Raw genomic sequence first — 23,644 nt, 5'->3', positions numbered from 1 at the left:
GTTTTATGTCTAAACGTATTTTGGTGTGTGGCTCTTTGGCTTTTGATACGATTGCCGTTTTTGAAGGCCACTTCAAAGATCATATTATTGCCGATAATGTGCAAGCATTGAGTGTGTCATTTTTTGTGCCGGGTTTACGCAAAGAGTATGGTGGTTGTGCGGGTAATATCGCCTATAATTTAAACCTCCTAGGTAGCCATGCTGTACCGGTAGGTACCTTAGGTGTAGACGGGGTGGAGTACCTAGATAGGTTTAAAGCGCTAGGCATAGATACCAGTATGGTACAGATTCTAAACGATCATTTTTCTGCTCAATGCTTTATCACCACAGACTTAGACAGCAATCAAATCGCTTCTTTTCACCCTGGCGCCATGCTGTATTCGGCCGATAATGACCTCACAGACCAAAGCGCAGTTTGGGGCATAGTGGCACCAGATTCTAAAGATGGTATGTTTGCGCACGCCAAACGCTTACACGCGCAGGGCACACCATTTGTGTTTGATTTGGGCCAAGCCATGCCGCTGTTTGAAAGTGAAGACCTAGCGCAGATGTTATCTATGTGTAGCGTTTTAACGGCAAATGAGTACGAGGCAGATATTATCAGCCAGCGTACTGGCCGCTCTATTGATGAAATTGCCAAATCCTTACAAGCTGCCCTTATCACTAAAGGCGCTAAAGGTGCTACGCTATACGAGCAAGGGCAAACCACAGAAATTGCTCCCATAGCGGTAGATAGCATTGCCGATCCCACCGGTTGTGGTGACTCGCACCGTGCGGGTTTATTACATGGCTTATCCCAAGGTTGGTCACTTTTTGAAGCTGCATGTTTGGGAAATGTAATGGGTAGCATTAAAATAGCTTCTAAAGGCCCTCAAAATCACAGGCCTTCTCAGACACATATTCAACAGCTTTTAAAAGATAATTATGGGGTTGAAAAAACCTTTGAGGTTTAATAATGAATCAAATTGCACATACAAAAACAGCGGTAAAAGCTGTTACACACACCCAGCCAATCACCTCTAAGGTAAAACCTTGGATGCGTTTAGCTGTAGTCGGCACCATGGCGGCTTCTGTATTACTAGTTACCGGTTGTGCTAATCGCTCGGCTTCTAGTTCAGTGTACACGTATGGTCAAGCACAAAATGAGCAAATCGTCCGTCTAGGTACCGTACAGTCCGTACGCTATGTCACCATTCAAAGTGATAAGCCTTCTGGTTTTGGTGGCCTTTCAGGGGCCGCTCTAGGTGGCGTGGCAGGTAGCACTATTGGCGGTGGGCGCGGTAATGTGCTGGCTACTATAGGTGGTGGCATCTTAGGTGGTTTAGCCGGTAATGCCATTGAAAATCAAGTGGATAAAAAACAAGGCTTAGAAATCACTGTGAGTATGGATAACGGTGAAACTCGTGCCATTGCTCAAGAGGCAGATGTGATGTTTACCGCTGGCCAGCGAGTGCGCGTGCTAAGCGGCAATGGCCCCACACGCGTCACACCGCTTTGAGTGTAGTTAATTCTTATCGCACCTAAACGGCTAGTAGTGAAAAGCTTAGCGTTTGCAGCACCATAGTAAGCACTTGCAGCACTATCAGCACTAGTAGGGGTGAGAAATCAATGGCGCCAGTGGCCGGTAAACGTCGGCGTACTGGCTCCATGATGGGATTGGTTAAAGCCATTAACAAAGGCATGGCTGGTGTATTAGGGTTCACCCAAGACATCACCACTTGAATTAAAATTAACCAAAGTGCCGTGTTTAATGCCCATTTTAACGCCGTAAATACGCCGGCCAGTAGTAGCTTGGGTATGTAGCTAGCTGGAATTAAACTGCCGGTTAATAGTACCCAACTACCTAAAAGAAAAATCACTGCACAAAGCCAAGCCGCCGTCAGACTGGGTAGGTCTAGGTGTTTGCGAGGTGATATTAGACGTCGTATGGGTTGCACCGCCCAATCTGTGACTTGAATAACAGCTTGAGAGTACGGATTAAAAGGGGGCATGCGCACGGCATAAAGCCAGGCCCGAAAAATAAAAGCAATGCCTAATAAAGACAAAGCTAGCTGTAATATAAAGTAGAGTATTTCGTTCATACTGTGCCGTGATCTGCCTATTCTTCGTCTGTGTGATTATAAGGGTAAGGCCAGTTACCTGCCGGGTTGGGTTCAGTTTTAACGGGTTGTGCGGGTTGGTTTCCTGTGTTTGCCATGTTCAGTCTCCTTGTAAGAGTGCTAAGAAATATATCTAAAAGTGTAACTCATGTGGTCTAGCCACATTTAACAAAAAAAACGCTTAAAATACACACATCAAATACCAACTATTTAAATATCCAAAAGGACGTGGCATGATGTCATTACGTATATTACGCAGGCTGGGGGTAGTCATACTAGGTGGAGTGATTGCGGCGTGTAGTTCTTACCCACCCGCCCCCACGCCCGCTCCAGAGCCTAAAGAGGTGCTGTTATGTAAGCCCGTAGCGGCAGACGAAGCGCTCATTGGTAATTGGCTTAATAAGCGTAAAGAGCCAGGGGTGATGGGTGAGTTACGTACCCTTTTCACACTCAAGGCCGATGGAGAAATGCTTTACACTGAGCAGCTCAAGCGTCCACGCCAGCCTTCACAAGGTTTAAGTGAAAGCGGCTGCTGGTGGCGCGAAGGCGATCAGCTAGTGCTTAAAACTTTAAACTCCAATGGCGTAGAAGTGGATCATGAAGACCCCATCTATACAAACCACTACAGCATCCAACACAGTAGCGCAGATAAACTGCGCTTAAGTGGCTCAGATGGCATCGTTTATGATACTGAACGCACCTCACCAGGCTACAGACTGCCTTTTTAGCGGGTATCGTAATTATTAAAGAGCATGGAGGCGTTGTAATACGTCCTCTTTGCCTATTAAGGCTAGTACCGTATCTACTGCTGGGGTTTGTTTCTGTCCGGTTACGGCCACCCGTAAAGGGATCCCCAGTTTGGGCATTTTTACATCATTGGCCGTGAGTGTTTCTTTAATCACGGTGGCCACACTTTCCGTATTCCAGTTTGTGTTTGCTATATTTGCTGCGCGCTGGGCAAAATCAGCCAGTAGAGTTTTGGCTTCTTCAGTGAGCACTTCAGCTTGGAGCTCAGCAGCAGCGGGGCTAAAAGGTGCACAAAATAATAAGGCGCCTTGGGCCAAATCATTGAGGGTTTCAGCGCGGCCTTTTAGTAGTTCCATGACGGTACTTAAGTTAACTATTTGGGGGTTGCCTCCCATTTTTTCAATGCGTGGAGCGACTAAAGACGCCAATTCAGCGTTATCACGCTGTTTAATATAATGCGCATTGACCCAGTTAAGTTTTTTGGGATCCCATTGTGAGGCAGATTTACTGAGGTTTTTAGTATTGAACCATTCAATAAACTGTTCTACGGAAAATAGCTCAGCATCACCATGACTCCAGCCTAAACGTGCTAAATAGTTCACCATGGCTTCGGGTAAATAACCCTGCTCATCGTAATCCATGATGCTGACGGCTCCATGGCGTTTAGAGAGCTTTTCACCATCAGGACCTAATATCATGGGCACATGACCATACACAGGTACTTGCGCACCAAGGGCTTCCAAAATAACGATTTGTCTGGGCGTGTTATTCACATGATCATCACCGCGAATCACGTGGGTAATTTCCATATCCCAGTCATCTACTACCACACAGAAATTATAAGTAGGCGTGCCATCAGCCCGAGCGATGATGAGGTCATCTAGCTCTTCATTGGCAATGGTGATGCGGCCTTTAACCATATCATCCCAGCTAGTGGCGCCGTCTAAGGGCGTTTTGAAGCGGATAACGGGTTTACGGTCTGAGGGCACAGCAGGTAAGGTTTTACCAGCCTCTGGGCGCCAGGTGCCATCATAACGTGGTTTTAAACCGCGGGCGCGTGCGCTCTCACGCATAGCTTCCACTTCTTCTGCGCTGCTGTAGCAATAATACGCTTGGCCTTGCTCCAAGAGTTGCTCAATAGCTTCACGGTGGCGTTCAGTGCGTTGCATTTGGTAGAAAGGCCCTTCATCTGCATGCATGCCTAGCCACTCCATCCCTTCTAAGATGGCTTCTACGGCTTCGGGGGTGGAGCGTTCTACGTCTGTGTCTTCAATGCGCAATACAAACACCCCATTATGATGCTTGGCAAAAGCCCAAGAAAAAAGGGCCGTACGGGCGCCACCTAAATGCAGGTAGCCAGTAGGCGAAGGGGCAAAACGAGTACGAATAGTTGTGGTTGTGGTCATATATATGTTTTATATAGCGTTTATTTTTTTAGGACTTTTTTTAGGAAAGTGCTAATAGCAGCGACTTCCTCGGCACACACCGCATGTTGCATGGGGTAGCTGTGCCATTCAACGTCATAACCCAAAGCTGTTAGTGCTTCCCGAGATTCTTCAGCACGCGCAAAAGGCACTACCGGATCTTGGGTACCGTGCGCCATAAAGATGGGGGTGTTTTGGTTGGCCGGGTGACGTTCTTCTTCTATTTTACTCGCTAAAGGCAAGTAGCCAGAAAGGCACACTATGCCTGCGAGCTTTTCTTCAAGGCGTAGTGCCGTTTGCAAGGCCATGGCGCAGCCTTGAGAAAAGCCTGCCAGCACAATGTTTTCGCTAGGAATGCCACGTGTGTTTTCACGGGCAATTAAAGACTTCACCAGTTGCTGAGAGTCACGCAAGCCTTGTTCGTCTTCTTTACGCACTAAGTCAAGCATGTATAAGTCATACCACGCTCGCATTTGCATGCCGTTATTAATAGTAATAGGCATAATGGGTGCATGAGGGAAAATAAAGCGTATGGGAATATCATCCACCCCTAATTGGGGCACGATGGGTGCGAAATCATTGCCGTCAGCACCCAAGCCATGCAGCCAAATAACGCTAAACTCCGGCTGGGTAGAAGTGGTAATTTCAATGCATTCTAATTCGGTTGTCATGGTCATAGTTAATTACTCTCACTCTTTATGTTCTAGTGTGGATTTAACAGCTTGGTATAGCTGTTTATAATGTTTACGTACTGGCTCTTTATTAGCAGCAATAAGCGCTTCGTTTTGTTTAACCTCACGACGCGCATTACGCACCACAGTACGAAAAGACTGGGGGTCTGCGTGAGGGAATTCATCAAAAAACTCTGTTAAGGCGTTATCATCACGTAATAGTACGTCACGCAAGGCTTCAACACGATGCATAGCTTTGGCCTGCTCTTTAGAGCCATTTTCCCACACATCCAATTGGTGGCGTATGGCGTCTTCGTCTTCGAAGCGCATGAGTTTGCCTATATATTGTAATAAACGGCGTTTGCCCTCACGTGCATTGATATGTTGAGCTTCTTTGATGGCCTCTAAAAGGTTATCGTTGAGTTGTAGTTGCTGCAGTTTTTTGTTAGATAGATCCAGTAATTGAGTGCCAAGCTCTTGCAAAGAGTGCATATCACGTTTGCGTTGTGATTTACTTGGGCCTAAATAACCATTTTCATCGGGTTCTAGCTGAGATTCGGTCATAATAAAAATAATAAGTACCAGTAGTTAGTATAGCTATCGCTTCATTTTATAAGAGTATTCATGAGTCAGTCTTCTATTTCTTTTTTACCCATCTCTGAAAATCAATCGCGATTTTGCCAATTGGCAGAAGATGTATTAAACCATGCTAAGCAGTTAGGGGCATCTGATGTCGCCGTACAAGTGGCTGAAAACCAAGGCCTATCGGTAGCAGTACGTCATCAAGACGTAGAGACCGTAGAGCAAACACGCGACCGTTCATTAAGTGTAACGGTTTTCTCCGGAAATAAACGCGGCTCGGCGTCTACCTCTGATTTTTCGGTTAAAGCTCTTGAGGAAACAGTGGCCGCGGCTTGGCACATAGCGCGCTATACTGCTGAAGACCCTTTGGCCGGCTTGCCTGATGAGGCCGACTTGGCACGCAGTTACCCCGACTTAGCCTTGTACTCCCCATGGCAAATAGATGCTGCCACTGCAGCACGTTTGGCACTACGCGCTGAGCGTGCAGCTGTGCAGTACAGCCCTTTAATCACCAATAGCGAAGGCGCTTCGGTAGACACTAATGTAGGCCACTTTGTGATGGCCAATAGCCGTGGGTTTTTAGGGGGCTACCCATTTAGTCGTTACAGTATTTCTGCTTCACCTATCGCCACGGATGCCAGTGGTATGCAACGTGATTACTGGTATTCTGTGGCCCGTAAACCACGTCTATTAGACACACCTGAAAGCATAGGTCGCACGTCGGCACAACGCACTATTTCTCGTCTTAATGCCAAACGCATTAAAACCGGTAAATATCCCATTTTATTTGATGCTACCTTGGCAGCCGGTTTAGTGGGGTCATTTACACGCGCTGCCAGTGGTGGTGCACTGTATCGTAAAAATACCTTTCTTTTAGATAAGTTAGGGCAGCCTATTTTCTCACCGCATATTCATATTATTGAACGGCCGCATATGCGTGGTGCATTAAGCAGTGCTCCTTTTGATTCCGAAGGGGTACGTACTACAGCACGCACTGTGGTGGCGGGTGGACTTTTAGATGGGTATTTTTTATCCAGTTATACCGCTCGTAAGCTGGGTATGAAAACCACCGGCAATGCGGGTGGAGCACATAATTTAAGTTTGGTTTCTAGCCAAACGCAGCCCACTGATGATTTGGCAGCTATGTTAAAAAAAATGGGCACCGGGCTTTACGTAACAGAGCTTATTGGCCAAGGCGTTAATTATCTCACAGGTGATTATTCCCGCGGAGCGTTTGGCTACTGGGTAGAAGACGGTGAAATTAAACACGCCGTAGAAGAAATCACCATTGCCGGAAACTTAGCCCAGATGTTTCAACAAATGGTAGCGGTAGGCGCTGACCGTACCGTGCGTGGAGGTAAAGAAACCGGCTCTATTCTTATCGAATCCATGGCGGTAGCCGGAAACTAAACGCTGGCTAAGCAATTAAAATATTTCTACACCTAGTGTATGATTATGTTTCAACTTATATAGGAGCTATGCTATGCAGCGTCGTTCGTTTTTAAAAAAAGCCGGCTTGGCCGCGGCAGGTACTGCTGCGATTGCAGCGCCAGTGGTTGCTAAAAGTCAGCCCAAAATCAGCTGGAAAATGACGTCCACTTATGGACCGTCCTTACCGGCGCTTTTTTCTACTGCTGAGCTATTCGTTAAAATGGTCGAGGAGGCATCTGGCGGTAATTTCTCTATACGTCTTTATCCCGCTGGCGAGATTGTGCCGGGCTTTGAGGTCATGGATGCGGTAGAGAATCGCACCGTAGAAATGGGGCAAACCGCCTCTTACTATTTTTATGGTAAAGACCCCTCTTTTTCTTTTGATACTGCGGTGCCTTTTGGTTTAAACGCCCGTCAAATGGATGCCTGGATGTACCAGGGTGATGGCATGAAGCTCATGCGAGAGCTTTTTGCTACGCGTAATATCGTGAACTTCCCTATGGGCAACACCGGTACGCAAATGGGGGGGTGGTATCGTAAAGAAATTAACTCCGTTGAAGACCTTAAAGGTCTAAAAATGCGTACTGCCGGGTTTGCCGGTGAGGTATTAGCACGTTTAGGCGTAATCCCACAGCAGGTACCGCCAGGGGATATTTACCCATCTCTAGAAAAGGGCACGCTTGATGCGGTGGAGTTTGTTGGTCCGGTGGATGATGAAAAACTCGGTCTACAAAAAGTAGCGAAGTATTACTATTATCCCGGTTGGTGGGAAGGTGCTGGGCAGGTATCTTTGTATGTGAACCAAGATGCGTTTAACGATTTACCCAAGCAATATCAAGATCTTGTTGCTACAGCGGCGCGTGCGGCTGGCGGTAATATGCTCACCATTTATGACAGCCAAAGCCCAGGGGCGTTGCGTCGCTTAATTGCGGATGGGGCTGTACTTAAAGCTTTCCCCCGTGATGTCATGGACGCGTCGTTTGCAGCAACGAATGAATTATATAAAGAATTTAGTGAAAAAGACGCGCGTTTTAAGAAGATCTTAGACAACTACATGGCATTCCGTGATGATTTAGTGCCTTGGTTCCGGGTTGCGGAAGGTTCTTACGATAACTATTTAGCACAAGCGCTACGCAAATAAGTAAATGATTTGTATTGTGCTGGATTTATGCTAAAATCCTACCCTTAGTCAAAAGCTTGCACGGTCGAATCATAACGTCTTGGCAAGCTTAGCTAATTTTATATATTTTATGGCGTAATGCCTTTTTATTAGGAACCTATCATGAAGACCTTTGTGGCCAAGCCGCATGAAGTCCGTCGTGAGTGGTTTGTGATTGATGCCAAGGATAAAGTCCTCGGTCGTGTGGCCAGCGAAGTTGCACGCCGCCTACGTGGTAAACACAAACCTGAATACACTCCGCACGTTGACACCGGCGATTACATTGTCATTATTAACGCAGCAGATTTGCGCGTTACTGGTAACAAGTCCCAAGATAAAATTTACTACCGTCATACAGGTTATGTTGGTGGTATACGCGAGACTAACTTTGAAACCATGCAGCAGCGTTTCCCTGGTCGCGCACTGGAAAAAGCCGTAAAAGGCATGCTTCCCAAAGGCCCATTGGGTTACGCCATGGCCAAGAAATTAAAGGTTTACGCTGGTGAAGAGCATCCACATTCTGCTCAACAGCCTAAGCCCCTGGAAATCTAAGGACAGGTCATGATCGGTAATTGGAATTATGGTACAGGCCGCCGTAAAGAGTCGGTGGCTCGCGTATTCATCAAAAAAGGTACAGGCGCTATTGTTGTAAATGGTAAGCCAGTAGATGAATACTTCGCTCGTGAAACAGGCCGCATGATTGTGCGTCAGCCTTTAGAGTTAACTGAACATTTAGAGTCTTTTGACATCAAAGTTAACGTACACGGTGGCGGCAATAGCGGCCAAGCGGGTGCGATTCGTCACGGTATTACTCGTGCGTTAATTGACTTTGACGAAACACTTAAAGGCGCGCTCAAGCAAGCTGGTTTTGTTACCCGCGATGCACGTGAAGTCGAACGTAAGAAAGTCGGCTTCCACAAAGCTCGTCGTCGTAAGCAGTTCAGTAAGCGTTAATACGTTTTCATACTGTTTGCTACAAGCTAAGCCTCAACTTCGGTTGGGGCTTTGTTTTTTTTCCTATATGATTATAGTAATGGATATATATTCGTATCATTACTGTCATAAAGGTAAAAAATAATGATCAAAGTGGGCATTGTAGGTGCAACAGGCTATACCGGTGTAGAGCTATTACGTTTATTGGCGCAGCACCCAAAAGCAGAAATAACAGCGGTTACTTCGCGTCAAGAAGACGGCATGCCGGTGGCCGATATGTTTCCCAGCTTGCGCGGGCATGTAGATGCCGTGTTTCAAACGCCAGATAATGCCCAATTAGATCAATGCGATGTGGTATTTTTTGCCACCCCCCATGGGGTCGCCATGAGTGAAGCCAAAGAGCTGCTCGCCAAAGGCGTAAAAATCATAGATTTAGCAGCAGACTTTCGTTTGCAAGACACAGAGGTTTTTGAACAGTGGTATGGCATGCCGCATGCTTGTCCAGATATTTTAAAGCAGTCGGTTTATGGCTTGGTTGAAGTGAACCGTCACAAGATTGCCCAGGCGCAAGTCATTGCTAATCCTGGCTGCTATCCGGTTACGGTTATTTTAGGTACGGCACCGTTGTGGGGTCACAGCACGCCCTTAGTAGAAAATCGCATCGTGGCGGATTGTAAATCAGGCGTGTCTGGAGCAGGGCGTAAGGCTGCCGTGGGTACTTTATTTCCTGAAGCCAGTGATAATTTCAAAGCGTATGGAGTAGGGGGGCACAGACATCACCCAGAGATTTCAGAGCAGTTACAGCATTTAAACAATAACACCAAGGTAGAGCTCACCTTTGTGCCTCACTTGGTACCTATGATTCGTGGTATGTTTTCCACCATTTATGCGCGCATTCAGCCTGAGGCCATGGATACTGATTTTCAAGCGCTGTATGAAAAGCACTATGCCAATGAATATTTTGTGGACGTAATGCCCGCTGGCTCAGTGCCTGAAACGCGTTCTGTTCGGGCTTCTAATAAACTACGCATTGCATTACAGCGTCATGGTGATCAGTTGATTATTATGGTGGCTCAAGATAACCTTGTAAAAGGCGCATCAGGTCAGGCAGTACAAAATATGAATCTGATGTTTAACTTGCCTGAATCTACCGGCTTAGAGCAAGTAGCCATACTGCCATGACGCTAGGCACGGGCTGGAGGTTAGGCGCGCTCAGTGGCTTAGTGGTGGGTGTGGTATTAGCCATAAGTGTAGGTTATTACTACACTAAAGAGATCTCCAGCACCCATCGGCAACTGAACCAAGAGCTAGCAGGGCTGAAAACGGATTTAACCCAAGCCCGTTTACAAAACCAAAGCTTAGAAACGCAGCTCGCTTTAGATAAAGCCACCCTAGATGCCTTAGAACAAAGCCTGCGGCAAAAGCAGGATGAAATTAGCACCCTTAATGAGCAGCTCGCCTTTTATGAGCATTTGTTGCCTTTATCAGACAAAGGCACCGTGCATATACGTGCGGTAGAGCTAACGGAACAAAGTGATGGGTTGCTGCATTATAGGTTGCTTTTACAGCGTCCCGCTGGCTTAGAAAGCTTTAATGGCCACATACAATTTACGGCACATGGGCAGCAAGGCGGTAGTTCAGTTACTATGGTATTAAACACGGCAGGTGCTGAACCTGCTGATAGTACTGCGATTCAGTTTGATCAGTTTTTGCGAAAGACGGGTTTGCTTGCGATACCGCCAGATTTGAAAATTGACGCAGTCACCCTACATATCTATCAAGGTAAACAATTGCGTGCTACTCACAAAGTTGATTTAAGCTAAAATAGATCTGATCTTATTATTTGTTGTTGCAGGAGTATCCTATGAACACCATAGCCCAAACAGTAGACCTTCAAACCCCACCTTCTCCTTTAGACTTTAGTGATTCCGCCGTAGAAAAAGTGCGTGAATTATTAACCGAAGAAGGCAATCCTGAGCTGAAACTACGTGTTTTTGTGCAGGGTGGTGGTTGCTCGGGTTTCCAGTACGGCTTTACCTTTGATGACGTCATTAACGAGGACGACACCACCATTGACAAAGGCGGTGTGCAGTTGCTGGTCGATCCAATGAGTTTTCAGTACCTAGTCGGTGCAGAAATTGATTATAAAGATGATCTAGAAGGGGCACAGTTCGTCATTCGTAACCCGAATGCCAGCACCACGTGTGGTTGTGGTTCGTCTTTCACCATCTAAGTGTTTTTAGGCTTTATATAAAGCACCTAGAATTGTACGTTGGCGCGCACCCGTAATAGCCGGCTGCCCAGCAGGCAGGTTATGCCAATAAGCATAAGCTAGCCATGCAAAAGCAGCTGCTTCTACCTGCTGCGCACCAATCCCCAGCTCGTCGCTTAAGCGCACGGGTTTTTTTGTGCGTGCTGCTAGCAGCTGTAATAAGTGCGTATTGTACGCACCTCCACCACACACAATAACCTCCTCCGCATCATCGGCATAGTCTTCAATAGCCTGACCAATGCTTTCTACTGTAAAAGCCGCTAAGGTTGCCTGTATATCAATAACTTTTTCTTTGCCTGTGATATGTTTTTTTAACCACTTGGTATTAAATAGATCTCTGCCAGTTGATTTTGGTGGAGGTAGTTTTAACCAAGGTTCAGACAGTAAGCGTTGTAGCAATTCAGGAATAACAACACCACTAGCTGCCCAAGCACCTTGTTCATCGTAATCCAGGCCTCTGTGCTGCTTGGTCCATTCGTCCATCAATGCATTAGCGGGGCCCGTATCAAAGCCTTGTGAAGGCTGCTGCGGTCGTAGAATGCTGATATTAGCGATGCCACCTAAGTTAATCACTAAGCGCGGTGCGGTAGGCAAGCTAAAGACGGCTTGATGAAAAACAGGCACTAAGGGAGCGCCTTGACCTCCAGCGGCAATATCCCTGCTGCGAAAATCAGCAATCACATTCATACCGGTCAGTTCAGCAATTAACGCAGGCGCATTAAGCTGAATGGTATAGCCGAGGTGAGGGGCATGACGCACGGTTTGGCCATGTACGCCTATAGCAGTAATGTCTTTGGCGTTATAGTCTGTGCGCTGCAGTAAATTATTGCATGCTTGAGCGTAGAGCAGTGCTAATTGATTAGCCACCAACGCTGCACGATGCAGCTCATCATTAGTTGAGTTATTGAGCGCTAAAATCTCTGCCCGCAAAGCCGCAGGCAGAGTTAAAGACTCATGGGCTACTACCTGTACAGACTCAGCGTGAGTAATGCGGCATAACACCGCATCCACGCCATCGGTACTAGTGCCCGACATAACACCTATAAAAAGCACTAGTCGTTGTTAGCGGCATTGATGGCAGCAATTGCTGGCTCACCAAGACCTTTAAGTACTGCTAATTGGGTCTGGTATTGTGCAGCTACCACTTTAAAAGCGGCTTGCTGTTCATCGCTAAGTGCGCGTTGTACAGGCAAATCTACCGATAAAGGATCTACCGGCTTACCATTAATGCGGAACTCATAATGCAAATGCGGTCCGGTGGCCCAACCCGTAGAGCCCACATAACCTATCAGCTGCCCTTGAGATACGACATCGCCTTTTTTCAGTTTAGGAGCAAAACGGCTTTGATGGGCGTAGAGCGTGGTGTAACCGTTGTGGTGTTCTAGCTCAATGGTGTTGCCGTAGCCGCGTTGGCTACCCACAAACTTCACGGTACCGTCCGCTGTGGCATGTATAGGTGTGCCAGTAGGTGCCGCGTAATCTACACCGTTATGATTACGCCAATTGCCATGGATAGGGTGGCGACGACTGCCAAAGGTAGAGCTAATACGTGTAAATTTCAGCGCATTACGTAAAAAAGCGCGTTGGCTGCTGTTGCCGTCAAAATCGTAGTAACCACCGCCTTTGTTATCGGGGGCAAACCACAGCGCATTATGTACTTGACCGCGATTTTCAAACTCCACCGCTAAAATTTTACCCGCGCCTACCTGCTGGCCATCATGGCTATACGTTTCGTAGACTACGCGAAATTTATCGCCTTTTTGGATATGTTTCATGAAATCCACTTTAGAACCGAGGATTTCAGGGATTTGCAATGCCACATTGTTTGGAATACCCGCAGCGTCGGTGGCGCCAAACAAAGAGGAATTGATTACGCCTTCAGCTATTTTTGTGTGCGTTTCTACCGCTAACGATTTTTCCTGCGCTATATAGCCGTCTGCCTCAGGGCGTACTTCTAGCCATTTGGAAACGGTTTCACCCGCTTGGGCATCAGCGGGCGTGTGTATGTAGCGTAGCCAAAGTAAATCGTTTTCACTATTTAAAGCCACTTGAATGGCGCGGCCTGGGTAAAGTTTGTAAATAGAACGAGCATCTTTGTTATGTGTTAAAAAGGCCTGTAGCCCTGGGGCTTCTACATGCAGGCGCTTTAACAAGGCCGATAAGGTATCACCACGACGGATGCGAGTTTCGTGAACAAAGGGATCGTTGGATAATTGACCTAAAGGAGTGACGCCGGCGGGCAGTTCTAAGGCCTGCGATGCTTGATAGATGACGGGTTCGTCTTGAGGTTTTACTACCGCAATGGCTGCGGCACCTGCAAACAAACCTAAAGCCATAATCAGCAGAGACTTTTGGATGAACTGACTTTTTTTGGGGCTGGCGTGCTGGAGGGTGGTCTTAGTAGACTCGTTATTCCCTGTATTGAGCATGTGACCAAAACCTTGTGAGATGTTGGGATTAAAAAGAAAACGCTCTTTCTGCTATCAGGGCTATGCCTGCTAGAACGTTTTGATAAAATGATGATTTAGGTGTAGGAATAAAGCGCGTACACGTACATTAACGTGCAGATTTTACACCCAAGCGTTATCCTAGCTTATTTACAATTCTTTTTCGAGCCATTTTACGAGAAAGTTTTCATCAGGTTAATTATGTCATTACAAGAAGCTCCCATTACCGCGGCAGTAGAAGCCGATTTAGCCATAGTGAAGCGTGGCTGCGACGAACTCATTGTGGAGTCTGAGTTTGCTCGCAAGTTGGCTAGAAGCCATGCCACCGGTAAGCCGTTGCGCATTAAATTGGGCTTAGACCCTACGGCTCCCGATATACATTTAGGGCATACGGTAGTGCTCAATAAAATGCGTCAGCTGCAAGATTTGGGTCACCATGTGGTTTTCCTCATTGGTGATTTCACCTCTACCATTGGTGATCCCAGTGGCCGTAACACCACACGACCGCCTTTAACGCCCGAGCAAGTGAAAGCCAATGCCCAAACTTATTGCGATCAAGCCAATTTGATTTTGGATCAATCCAAAACCGAAATTATGTATAACTCCACTTGGTTAGATCAACTGGGTTCTCGCGGCTTAATTCAGTTAGCTTCACGTTATACTGTAGCGCGTATGATGGAACGTGATGATTTCACTAAACGCTTTAAATCGAATACGCCTATTTCTGTGCATGAGTTTATCTATCCCCTTCTACAAGGGTATGATTCTGTACAGTTACACGCAGACTTAGAGCTAGGTGGTACGGATCAGAAATTTAACCTGTTGGTGGGGCGTGAGCTGCAGCGTGAATACGAGCAAGAACAGCAGTGTATTTTGACTATGCCTTTATTGGTGGGTTTAGACGGCGTAGAAAAAATGTCGAAGTCTAAAAAAAATTACATTGGGGTGACTGAAGACGCGGATTCCATGTTCGGTAAAATCATGTCGATCTCAGATACTTTAATGTGGTCATTCTTTGAGTTGTTGTCTTTCCGCAGTTTGGCAGACATACAGGGCTTTAAAGATCAAATTGCGGCTGGTGAAAATCCACGCAATATTAAAGTGGCTTTAGCCCAAGAAATTGTGGCGCGTTTTCATGATCGGGCCGCGGCTGAAAAAGCCCTAGAACGCTTTGAGGCACGTTTTAAACATGGACAAATCCCCGACGATTTACCAGAAGTTACCTTAGCGGGTGCCCCTATGGGTATTATCCATGTACTGCGAGAGTCCGGTCTAGCCGCCTCAGGTAGTGAAGCGCAGCGCAATATCACTCAAGGTGGTGTGCGTGTTGATGGTACACGCATTGAAGACCGAGGCCTAGAGCTGGCTGCGGGTAGTTATGTGGTACAGGTAGGCAGACGTCGTTTTGCTCGTGTCATACTTAGTTAAGTACAATACATTCAATTATTCGGATTTAATGCGGCGAAAAAGGTAAAATACGTGCTTTAATTGCCCATTTTTTAGTTAGGATCTTACATGTTTGATCGTTCTCATACCCTAAATATTGCTGACCCCGCCGTTTGGGACGCCATTCAGAAAGAAGATGAGCGTCAAGAGCAACATATTGAGCTTATTGCTTCTGAAAACTACACTAGCCCTGCAGTTATGGAGGCCCAAGGTTCACAGCTTACTAATAAGTACGCTGAAGGTTACCCCGGCCGTCGTTATTACGGTGGGTGCGAATTTGTAGATGTGATTGAGCAACTAGCCATCGATCGTCTTAAAGAGATCTTTGGTGCTGAAGCCGCTAACGTACAGCCTAATTCCGGTTCCCAAGCGAACCAAGGCGTATACATGGCGGTCCTTAAGCCCGGTGATACCGTTTTAGGTATGAGCTTAGCCGAGGGTGGGCACTTAACGCATGGTTCACCGGTGAATGCTTCCGGTAAACTCTATAATTTCATTTCTTATGGCTTAGATGAAAATGAAGTTATCGATTACGATCAAATCGAAACCCTAGCTAAAGAGCATAAGCCTAAGCTTATAGTAGCGGGTGCTTCTGCTTACTCTTTGCATATTGATTTTGAACGCATCAGCCGCATTGCTAAAGAAAACAATGCGCTATTCATGGTTGATATTGCCCATTACGCTGGTTTAGTGGCAGGTGGTCAGTACCCAAATCCCGTGCCACACGCTGATTTTGTGACGTCTACCACTCATAAATCTCTACGTGGCCCTCGTGGTGGTGTCATTATGATGAAAGCTGAACACGAGCGCATCATTAATTCCGCTATATTCCCTGGCATTCAAGGCGGTCCCTTAATGCACGTGATTGCCGGTAAAGCCGTAGCCTTCAAAGAAGCGTTAGAGCCTAGTTTTAAAGATTACGCTGCACAAGTCGTAAAAAATGCCGATGCGATGGCAAAAACCTTAGTAGAACGTGGTTTACGCATCGTTTCTAGCGGTACACAAAGCCATTTAATGCTGGTTGATTTACGCTCTAAAGGCCTAACGGGTAAACAAGCGGAAGAGGCCCTAGGTGAAGCGCATATCACTGTGAATAAAAACGCTATCCCAAATGATCCTGAATCCCCTTTCGTCACCAGTGGTGTACGCTTGGGTACGCCCGCTGTTACCACGCGTGGTTTTACTGAAGCCGATTGTGTGTTGACCGCGAATTTAATTGCTGACGTGCTAGATAATCCCACCGATGCAGCTAACTTGGCAGACGTACGTAAGCGCGTGCATGAACTCACCGCACGCTTACCTGTTTACCGCTAATTATTTCGCCCTCTCGAGGGCATATAGCCTATGAAATGCCCGTTCTGTAGTTTTGAAGATACTCAGGTCGTTGACTCCCGTGTATCCGAAGATGGTGCAACTATTCGTCGCCGTCGTCGCTGTGCGAAGTGTGAGAAACGCTTCACTACCTATGAGCGGGCAGATCTCATGATGCCTACCGTTGTAAAACGCAGCGGTAGTCGCATGGGCTTTGATGAGAGTCGCTTGCGTGCCAGTATGGACTTAGCACTACGTAAACGTTCGGTACCTGCCCAAGAAGTGGATGCCGCCGTAGCGCGTATCACCGAAGGCTTGTTGGTGTGTGGTGAGCGTGAAATTAGCACAGAGCGCATTGGTGATCTCGTCATGGAGCAGCTTAAAAAGCTAGACCAAGTGGCTTACGTACGTTTTGCCTCAGTCTATAAAAGCTTTAATGATATCCGTGAATTTGTTGAAGCCATCAATGCTATGCAAGATGATATTTCTGATCCCAGCACCTCCTCCACATGAGTACACACAGTTATTACATGCAGCGCGCTTTAAATGCTGCTCGCTCCGCTCTTTTCAATACCAGTCCTAATCCCAGAGTGGGTTGCGTGATTGTTTATCAAGAGCAAATCATTGCCAAAGCCGTCACCCAAGTAGCGGGCGAAGCCCATGCGGAAATTATGGCCTTGCGTCAAGCCCAAGAAGCGGGCTTCAAAAATCTGCAAGGGGCTACAGTTTATGTCACCTTAGAGCCTTGTTCGCACCATGGTCGCACTCCTCCTTGTGTGGATGCGCTCATTGCGGCGCAGCCTCAAGCGGTGGTGATAGCCATGCTAGACCCAAACCCATTGGTAGCTGGGCAAGGAGTCGCAAAATTACGTGCGGCAGGCATAGAGGTGCTTTTTTCTGCGGAAGAAGAGTTAGAAGCAGCTTTTAATTTAAATATCGGCTTTGTAGCGCGCATGCTGCGTGGTCTGCCTTGGTTATGGCTTAAAACCGCCTCATCGTTAGACGGGCGTACCGCCTTAAACGATGGTCAATCTAAGTGGATTACGGGTGCCGGCGCTAGGGCTGATGGTCAGCGTTTTAGGGCGCGTAGTTGTGTGGTGCTTACCGGTATTAATACAGTTTTAGATGATAATCCGCTGTTAAATGTGCGCCATTGTGATACGCGACGCCAGCCCATACGCGCCGTACTTGATAGCCAATTGCGTATTACCCCTAAAGCCAAGCTGTTTGATGGGTATCCCATTTGGTTATTCACCACCGTAGAACAGATAGATGAGACCTTTAGGCAGCGCTTAGCAGATAAAAACACGCAGATCATCACCCTGCCAGCCGATGACAACGATCAAGTGGACTTACACAGTTTAATGAGTTGGTTAGGTGGGCAGCATGTGAATGAAGTGCATGTAGAAGCAGGAGCTACCCTAAATGGCGGTTTATTACAGGCAGGTTATGTGGATGCTTTAGTGTCTTATGTGGCACCTATGTTGATAGGCGAGGGGCGTGCCATCGCAAATCTGTCTGATATAACGAGTTTAGAGTTAGCGCCGCGTTTCGAGTTATTGCATAGCCGAGTTATAGAAAAAGACGTGCGCTTATTTATGCGCCATGCGCAGCATTGGCGCCAATTATACGTAAAACTGAAGCAGTTACATCAAAATCACATCGACCAGGATTAAAAATACATATGTTTACCGGTATAGTTAGCGCCGTAGGAAAAATTACTGCCGTTCAACCCTTATCAGACCATGATACGGATGCAGGCTTACGTTTACGCATCGATGTCAGCGGTACTGACTTTGATTTAAACGCTTGTAAGTTAGGTGATTCTATTGCTATACAAGGTGCTTGTATGACAGTAGTGGCTTTTCATGACCAGGCTTTCAGTATTGATATTTCTCGTGAAAGTTTAAATCGTACGGTGGGTTTAGATCAGGCCGCTGAAGTGAATTTGGAAAACGCCATGCGCTTAGGAGACACCTTAGATGGGCATATGGTATTAGGCCATGTAGATGGGGTGGGTACGGTTTCTGCTTTTACACCCGTGGGTGAGTCGTATGAATTGCGCATTGTGGCGCCAGTAGCCTTGGCTAAATACTTAGCCTATAAGGGCAGTGTTACCGTTAATGGGGTGAGCTTAACAATTAATGAAGTGGTGGATTTGCCCGATGAAGCCGGCTGTGAAATCAGCATAAATCTGATTCCACATACCGTAGAAGTCACTACGCTTAAAAATCTCCAAGTGGGCAGCCAGGTTAATCTTGAAGTGGATGCGATTGCCCGTTATGTAGAGCGTATGCTGAGCTTGCAAACTGGGCCATCGCCTGCTGCTTAACGGGGCCAAAACCTCGAATTTTTTGTGGTAGACGTACGTACTGCAGCTGCGTTTGGTAATTGTCTGCCGTTAAGTCTAGGCTAATAGCATTAAGTGTATTGATAAAGTCATCGCGTAGTTTTCTCTCCATTTTACGCTCACGTTGATAACCAAAAATATCTAAAGGGCTGCCGCGTAAGACCTTGGCTTTACTTAAGAGTGGAAAAACCGTTTGCATCCAGCTGCCAAGTTGTTTTTTAAGAGGGCGGCCATTACTGCCCATTTGGCTTATCCAAGGGGGAGTCATATGGAAGTTCAGCGTAAAGTCGCCTTTAAACTGTTGCGCTAACTGCGCTTTAAAAGTGCTGGAGCTATACAGTCTAGCCACTTCATATTCATCTTTATATGCCATCAGTTTATATAAGCTGTGCGCGGCTTCCACGGTTAAGGTTTCGCTCTCGGGGTCAAGCTGTTGCTCGGCTTGGTGTAAGTTTTTAATACTATTTATAAATTTCTGCGCATAGGCAGCATTTTGATAAGCGGTTAAGCGTGGTTTATAAAGGCTTATCGCCTCTTGCAGCGTTTGGGGGCGCTGAGCTACCGTGGGTTCGGGTTGTTGTAACAGTTGTTTGATCCTGTCCGGATCAGCCACCCATAAACGCCCCGCTTCAAAGGCCAACTGATTCTCGGCCACCGCCACCCCGTTTAAATGTATGGCTCGCTCTATAGAGACTAACTGTAAGGGAATAGCTCCTTGTTGCCATGCCATGCCTAACATCAGCATATTTGATAAGATGCTGTCACCAAACAATTGCTCTGCTAGGTAATGGGCGTTTACCGTATGAGTGTGCTCTACGCCACTGCGTTGCATAATTTGTTCCACTAAGGCGCCTTTAGGTAAAACCACATCGGCATCACGGGTAAATTCAGAGGTGGGCGCCAGATAATTATTAATAAATACCTGAGTTCGGTGAGGTTCAATGCAGTGGGCTGCCGCGGGATTACTGGCTGCCACGCTGTCGCACAGTATGGCTGTGTCTGCTTGTAGGTGGTCAATGCGTACCGCGCCCTGAGCGTTGGCATCTGCCCCAATACGCACATGGCTAATCACGGTACCGCCTTTTTGCGCCAAACCCGTCATATCGAGTACGGAAGCGGCGCGGCCCTCTAGGTGCGCCGCCATGGCCACAATGGCACCTATAGTAATCACGCCGGTGCCGCCAATTCCCGCCACAATGAGGTTATTCGCTTTAGGTGAGGTATGGCGTTGCGATTGCTGTGGAGGTAGTGCTTGAATAGCGCTATGCAAATGGTGAGCGAGTTTTTCACTGTTAATACCGCTGGCTTTTTTGGGCTCAGCGCCCAGCACAGACACAAAACTAGGGCAAAAGCCCTCTACACAGCTGTAATCTTTATTACAGCTGGATTGATCAATCGCTCGTTTACGGCCTAGTTCCGTCTCTAAAGGGACTATAGATAAACAGTTTGATTGCACACCACAGTCACCACAGCCTTCACAGATTTCAGGGTTAATAAAAATTCTCCGCTTGGGGTTTGGGTAGGCGTTTTTCTTACGCATGCGTCTTTTTTCGGCCGCACAGGTTTGGTCATGAATTAATACCGTTACCCCTTTAATATCTCGTAACTCACGTTGTATGCGGTCTAGCTCACGGCGATGCAGTACTTCAACGCCGGTAGGCAAAGAAAGGGTTTTATAGCGTTCAGGCTCATCTGTGGTAATCACCACTTTTTGTACGCCTTCGCCCATAACCTGTTGGCAAATATTAGGCACGGAAATAGGGCCATCCACAGGCTGACCCCCTGTCATAGCCACCGCATCATTAAATAAAATTTTATAGGTGATGTTCGCCTTGGCAGCCACAGCCTGACGAATGGCTAAGTAGCCAGAGTGAAAATAGGTGCCTTCGCCCATATTTTGAAAAATATGGGCATTATCCATAAAAGCAGAGGCACCTATCCAGTCCGTGCCTTCACCCCCCATTTGGGTGAGTCCTTGGGTATTTCTGTCCATCCATGAGGCCATATAATGACAGCCCACACCCGCTAAGGCTTTGCTGCCTTCGGGCACTTTTGTAGAACTGCTGTGCGGGCAGCCAGAACAAAAGTACGGCTTGCGGCTCAGGCCAAAGGTGTTGAGCGCTTTAACCGTAGGAGCTGCCTCTTTATTTGGGAGCTGCAGCCAGAGGCCTAATGCTTTTTTTACGATAGAGGGGCTGAGTTGACCTAAACTAGGGATCAGCTCTTGGTTGGCTTGGTCCCGTTTACCGTAAACCCTAGGGCGATTTTCTAGGTGAAAAAGTAGATTTTTCACCTGTGTTTCAATGAAATCGCCTTTTTCTTCAATGACTAAAATGTGATCTAAGTCTTGTGCAAAATCCAGCAGCGTCTCAGGCACCATAGGCCAGATCAAACCCACCTTGTAGTGACGTATAGGGGGCAAGGCATGTTTTGAGCGTAGTACTTCAAGTGCATCTAAGGTATCTAAGGTGCTTTTTCCTGATGTAATAACTCCTATCTTGGCCTCGGGAGCGACATCTAATAACCTATCTAATGGATTATGTAGTGCAAAACTATGCACCGCACGTAAACGGTTTTCCATGTGTTCTTCAATCTGCGGCGTTAAAAAATCCTTGGCATCGTAACTACGCGCATGAGGAGAAGGGGGGAGGTTTTTTGTAAAATCAGGCACATCTATAATATCTACCGCACGGCCACTTTCTATGGTTTCCGTAATGGCTTTAAAACCCACCCATGCCCCGGAATACCGTGATAACGCCCAACCCCAAAGGCCAAAATACTCGTATTCTTCTACAGAGCTAGGGTTGATCATGGGCATACGCAAGTGGCGTAAGGCTTGCTCGCTGCTGTGAGGTATGGAGGAAGACACGCCTATGTGATCATCACCCACCACCACTAGTACGCCTCCTTTATGACTGGCACCCGCAGCATGGCCGTGGTGTAGAGCGTCACCCGCGCGGTCTACCCCTGGGCCTTTGCCATACCACATACCAAACACGCCTTCTACATTTTTATCGGGATGGGTATCCAGCTGCTGCGTTCCCATGAGCATGGTGGCAGCTAAGTCTTCATTAATAGCGGGTTGAAAACGAATTTTAGCGGCATCTAGCACCTTACTGTGGCGCCACAGAGTGGTGTCTACACCTCCTAACGGCGAACCTCTATAACCAGACACAAAGCCAGCCGTATTGAGCTTGGCATCAGCATCCCGTTTAGCCTGGCTGAGTAACATTCTGACTAAGGCCTGAGTGCCCGTGAGAAAAATCCGGCCTGTGCTGGCATGAATATTGTCTTCCAGCTGGTAGTTTTGATTGATTATTGATTGCATGATCGAAGCCTCCTCCTCCTTATTCTTCATCATACGAGTAAAACTTAAGATTTATTTTGCTTAACGATGGCGTAAAATCCCTAATAAATAAGAGAAATATACTAAAAAGAGGCTAATATGGATAAAATAAATCTACAAATACTAACAATCTTACAAAAAGACGCTAAAGTTTCAGTTCAGGAGGTGGCAGATCAAGTGGGCTTATCAGCCACACCCGTGTGGCGCCGTATCAAGGCCTTAGAGGAACAAAAAGTGATTACGGGCTATCACGCCGTGGTGGATCGTAATAAAGTGGGTTTGCAAAGCTGTATGTTTACGCAGATTAGTTTGGATAGGCACTCAGCCACTATGGTGGATACTTTCATCCAAGCAGTACGTGATACCCCAGAGATACTTGAATGTTATGCAGTTACTGGGGATGCGGATTTTTTGTTGAAAATAGTGGTACCCAGCCCTGAAAGCTATGATGATTTCATGCATAGTTTTTTCTTCAATTTGCCGGGAGTGCGCCAAACGCGTACCATCGTGGCCTTAAAGGAAATCAAAAACCAAATGCAGCTGCCACTCTTTTAAGGCATAGGTGTTGCTTTATCCTTTTTCTATGCTAAAATTACTTTCTTTGCTGATATACATAAGCAAATACGGACAGGTGGCCGAGTGGTTGAAGGCGCTCGCCTGGAAAGCGGGTATACGTTCATAGCGTATCGAGGGTTCGAATCCCTCCCTGTCCGCCAAATTTTAAAAAGCCCTTGATTGAGTTAATAATCAAGGGCTTTTTTGTTTTTACCAAAATGCGCGGAAAGCCTCGTCGTTTAGGGCGAGGAAGAATAGCGCGGACGGCAACGCCGTCCTTTGATACTACGTTTGAGGCTACGGTGGCGTTTGCTGTTGCTCGATATACTGCCGAATGATTTCAATCGGCGCGCCGCCACAGCTCCCAGCAAAATAACTCGGCGACCATAAAGCCCCTTTCCACAGTTTCTTTTTAATGCTGGGGTAGTTCTTTTTTCGGATAAGAAGACTGGATATACCCTTTAAGCTATTAACCAGTTTTGATATGGCGACTTTGGGCGGGTAGTTCACTAATAAGTGAACATGGTCGTCCTCCCCATCAAACTCCACTAACTCAGCATCAAAGTCAGCGCACACGCTAGCGAAAATTTTCTGAAGGTCGTTAAGGATGGCTTTTGTAAATACGTCACGGCGGTATTTAGTCACAAAGACCAGATGAACGTGCATATTGAAAACACAGTGTCTACCGCGCCTAATGTCATTGTTTTTCTCCATAGACCAAAGTATGATTGATTTATGAAACGACTTCAAGCCTTTAAATACGAACTCATGCCAAACGGCGAGCAACAGCGCGCAATGCGTCGTTTCGCTGGGTCGTGTCGTTTTGTATTCAATAAGGCCTTGGCGTTGCAACAAGCTCGCTACGCAGAAG

25 protein-coding genes and 1 tRNA gene are annotated in these 23,644 nt (G+C 46.8%); 18 read left to right on the top strand and 8 right to left on the bottom strand.

Annotated elements, in window-relative coordinates:
- Positions 1–5: 5 nt before the first annotated feature.
- Positions 6–953 (top strand): carbohydrate kinase family protein, encoded by a 948-nt coding sequence (locus AC2UZJ_RS06410; protein ID WP_486949305.1) that lies wholly within the window; start codon positions 6–8, stop codon positions 951–953.
- A gap of 83 nt (positions 954–1,036) precedes the next feature.
- On the top strand, positions 1,037–1,498 hold the full coding sequence (locus AC2UZJ_RS06405; RefSeq protein WP_486949545.1) for an outer membrane lipoprotein: 462 nt from the start codon (positions 1,037–1,039) through the stop codon (positions 1,496–1,498).
- Positions 1,499–1,520: 22 nt separating this feature from the next.
- On the opposite strand, the gene AC2UZJ_RS06400 is transcribed toward AC2UZJ_RS06405, so the two are convergent.
- Positions 1,521–2,081, bottom strand: a complete 561-nt coding sequence (locus tag AC2UZJ_RS06400) for a YggT family protein (protein WP_486949304.1) — start codon at positions 2,079–2,081, stop codon at positions 1,521–1,523.
- A 251-nt stretch (positions 2,082–2,332) separates the two neighbouring features.
- Between AC2UZJ_RS06400 and AC2UZJ_RS06395 the strand changes: the two genes are divergently transcribed.
- Positions 2,333–2,827, top strand: a complete 495-nt coding sequence (locus AC2UZJ_RS06395) for a hypothetical protein (protein WP_486949303.1) — start codon at positions 2,333–2,335, stop codon at positions 2,825–2,827.
- A 15-nt stretch (positions 2,828–2,842) separates the two neighbouring features.
- On the opposite strand, the gene gltX is transcribed toward AC2UZJ_RS06395, so the two are convergent.
- Genes gltX through yjgA form a run of 3 tightly spaced genes read right to left on the bottom strand, consistent with a single transcriptional unit; the run spans position 2,843 to position 5,505 of the window.
- A complete protein-coding gene (gltX, locus tag AC2UZJ_RS06390; RefSeq protein ID WP_486949302.1) occupies positions 2,843–4,252 on the bottom strand; it encodes a glutamate--tRNA ligase in 1,410 nt (469 codons plus the stop codon).
- Positions 4,253–4,272: 20 nt separating this feature from the next.
- On the bottom strand, positions 4,273–4,947 hold the full coding sequence (locus AC2UZJ_RS06385; protein WP_486949301.1) for an alpha/beta hydrolase: 675 nt from the start codon (positions 4,945–4,947) through the stop codon (positions 4,273–4,275).
- Between the two features lie 12 nt (positions 4,948–4,959).
- Positions 4,960–5,505 carry a ribosome biogenesis factor YjgA gene (gene yjgA, locus AC2UZJ_RS06380; protein WP_486949300.1) on the bottom strand — a complete coding sequence of 182 codons (546 nt, stop codon included), beginning with the start codon at positions 5,503–5,505 and terminating at the stop codon, positions 4,960–4,962.
- A gap of 60 nt (positions 5,506–5,565) precedes the next feature.
- On the opposite strand from yjgA, the gene pmbA reads away from it, so the two are divergent.
- The 7 genes from pmbA to erpA all read left to right on the top strand — a co-directional run bounded on the left by pmbA (position 5,566) and on the right by erpA (position 11,279).
- Entirely contained in the window at positions 5,566–6,933 is a 1,368-nt protein-coding gene (pmbA, locus tag AC2UZJ_RS06375; RefSeq protein WP_486949299.1) for a metalloprotease PmbA, read from the top strand.
- Positions 6,934–7,006: 73 nt separating this feature from the next.
- Positions 7,007–8,095 (top strand): TRAP transporter substrate-binding protein, encoded by a 1,089-nt coding sequence (locus AC2UZJ_RS06370; protein ID WP_486949298.1) that lies wholly within the window; start codon positions 7,007–7,009, stop codon positions 8,093–8,095.
- A 141-nt stretch (positions 8,096–8,236) separates the two neighbouring features.
- Positions 8,237–8,665, top strand: a complete 429-nt coding sequence (rplM, locus tag AC2UZJ_RS06365; RefSeq protein ID WP_486949297.1) for a 50S ribosomal protein L13 — start codon at positions 8,237–8,239, stop codon at positions 8,663–8,665.
- A gap of 9 nt (positions 8,666–8,674) precedes the next feature.
- The gene (gene rpsI, locus AC2UZJ_RS06360) at positions 8,675–9,067 is read left to right on the top strand and encodes a 30S ribosomal protein S9 (RefSeq protein WP_486949296.1); all 393 of its coding nucleotides are present in this window, start codon (positions 8,675–8,677) and stop codon (positions 9,065–9,067) included.
- A gap of 123 nt (positions 9,068–9,190) precedes the next feature.
- Positions 9,191–10,228, top strand: a complete 1,038-nt coding sequence (argC, locus tag AC2UZJ_RS06355) for an N-acetyl-gamma-glutamyl-phosphate reductase (RefSeq protein ID WP_486949295.1) — start codon at positions 9,191–9,193, stop codon at positions 10,226–10,228.
- Positions 10,225–10,869: a DUF6776 family protein gene (locus AC2UZJ_RS06350; protein WP_486949294.1), complete on the top strand. Its 645-nt coding sequence runs from the start codon at positions 10,225–10,227 to the stop codon at positions 10,867–10,869. Before argC ends, AC2UZJ_RS06350 begins: the two co-directional genes overlap by 4 nt.
- 41 nt (positions 10,870–10,910) lie before the next feature.
- The gene (gene erpA, locus AC2UZJ_RS06345) at positions 10,911–11,279 is read left to right on the top strand and encodes an iron-sulfur cluster insertion protein ErpA (RefSeq protein ID WP_486949293.1); all 369 of its coding nucleotides are present in this window, start codon (positions 10,911–10,913) and stop codon (positions 11,277–11,279) included.
- Positions 11,280–11,285: 6 nt separating this feature from the next.
- On the opposite strand, the gene AC2UZJ_RS06340 is transcribed toward erpA, so the two are convergent.
- Together AC2UZJ_RS06340 and AC2UZJ_RS06335 are read right to left on the bottom strand one after the other, a co-directional pair.
- Positions 11,286–12,371, bottom strand: coding sequence for an anhydro-N-acetylmuramic acid kinase (locus AC2UZJ_RS06340; RefSeq protein WP_486949292.1), 1,086 nt, complete (start codon positions 12,369–12,371; stop codon positions 11,286–11,288).
- The gene (locus AC2UZJ_RS06335; protein ID WP_486949291.1) at positions 12,371–13,747 is read right to left on the bottom strand and encodes a peptidoglycan DD-metalloendopeptidase family protein; all 1,377 of its coding nucleotides are present in this window, start codon (positions 13,745–13,747) and stop codon (positions 12,371–12,373) included. Before AC2UZJ_RS06335 ends, AC2UZJ_RS06340 begins: the two co-directional genes overlap by 1 nt.
- A 219-nt stretch (positions 13,748–13,966) precedes the next feature.
- Between AC2UZJ_RS06335 and tyrS the strand changes: the two genes are divergently transcribed.
- The 5 genes from tyrS (at position 13,967) to AC2UZJ_RS06310 (ending at position 18,854) form a co-directional block, all read left to right on the top strand.
- Entirely contained in the window at positions 13,967–15,193 is a 1,227-nt protein-coding gene (gene tyrS / locus AC2UZJ_RS06330) for a tyrosine--tRNA ligase (RefSeq protein WP_486949290.1), read from the top strand.
- A gap of 87 nt (positions 15,194–15,280) precedes the next feature.
- Positions 15,281–16,525 (top strand): serine hydroxymethyltransferase, encoded by a 1,245-nt coding sequence (gene glyA, locus AC2UZJ_RS06325; RefSeq protein ID WP_486949289.1) that lies wholly within the window; start codon positions 15,281–15,283, stop codon positions 16,523–16,525.
- A gap of 30 nt (positions 16,526–16,555) precedes the next feature.
- Complete coding sequence (nrdR, locus tag AC2UZJ_RS06320; protein ID WP_486949288.1) at positions 16,556–17,035, top strand: transcriptional regulator NrdR; 480 nt, start codon at positions 16,556–16,558, stop codon at positions 17,033–17,035.
- Positions 17,032–18,198 (top strand): bifunctional diaminohydroxyphosphoribosylaminopyrimidine deaminase/5-amino-6-(5-phosphoribosylamino)uracil reductase RibD, encoded by a 1,167-nt coding sequence (gene ribD / locus AC2UZJ_RS06315; RefSeq protein WP_486949287.1) that lies wholly within the window; start codon positions 17,032–17,034, stop codon positions 18,196–18,198. Before nrdR ends, ribD begins: the two co-directional genes overlap by 4 nt.
- Before the next feature lie 8 nt (positions 18,199–18,206).
- Complete coding sequence (locus tag AC2UZJ_RS06310) at positions 18,207–18,854, top strand: riboflavin synthase (protein ID WP_486949286.1); 648 nt, start codon at positions 18,207–18,209, stop codon at positions 18,852–18,854.
- Here AC2UZJ_RS06310 and AC2UZJ_RS06305 read toward each other — a convergent pair.
- On the bottom strand, positions 18,775–22,200 hold the full coding sequence (locus tag AC2UZJ_RS06305; RefSeq protein ID WP_486949285.1) for an indolepyruvate ferredoxin oxidoreductase family protein: 3,426 nt from the start codon (positions 22,198–22,200) through the stop codon (positions 18,775–18,777). The genes AC2UZJ_RS06310 and AC2UZJ_RS06305 overlap by 80 nt on opposite strands.
- 117 nt (positions 22,201–22,317) lie before the next feature.
- Here AC2UZJ_RS06305 and AC2UZJ_RS06300 point away from each other — a divergent pair, with 117 nt between their 5' ends.
- Complete coding sequence (locus AC2UZJ_RS06300) at positions 22,318–22,773, top strand: Lrp/AsnC family transcriptional regulator (protein WP_486949284.1); 456 nt, start codon at positions 22,318–22,320, stop codon at positions 22,771–22,773.
- Between the two features lie 70 nt (positions 22,774–22,843).
- Positions 22,844–22,934, top strand: a tRNA-Ser gene (locus AC2UZJ_RS06295).
- A gap of 136 nt (positions 22,935–23,070) precedes the next feature.
- Here AC2UZJ_RS06295 and tnpA read toward each other — a convergent pair.
- Complete coding sequence (tnpA, locus tag AC2UZJ_RS06290; protein WP_486949283.1) at positions 23,071–23,487, bottom strand: IS200/IS605 family transposase; 417 nt, start codon at positions 23,485–23,487, stop codon at positions 23,071–23,073.
- Positions 23,488–23,508: 21 nt separating this feature from the next.
- On the opposite strand from tnpA, the gene AC2UZJ_RS06285 reads away from it, so the two are divergent.
- The coding region (locus AC2UZJ_RS06285; protein WP_486949544.1) for a helix-turn-helix domain-containing protein at positions 23,509–23,644 on the top strand (136 nt) is incomplete at its 3' end.

Source organism: Paenalcaligenes sp. DL 309, from assembly GCF_057475285.1.
This window is presented reverse-complemented; position numbering and strand designations above follow the sequence as displayed.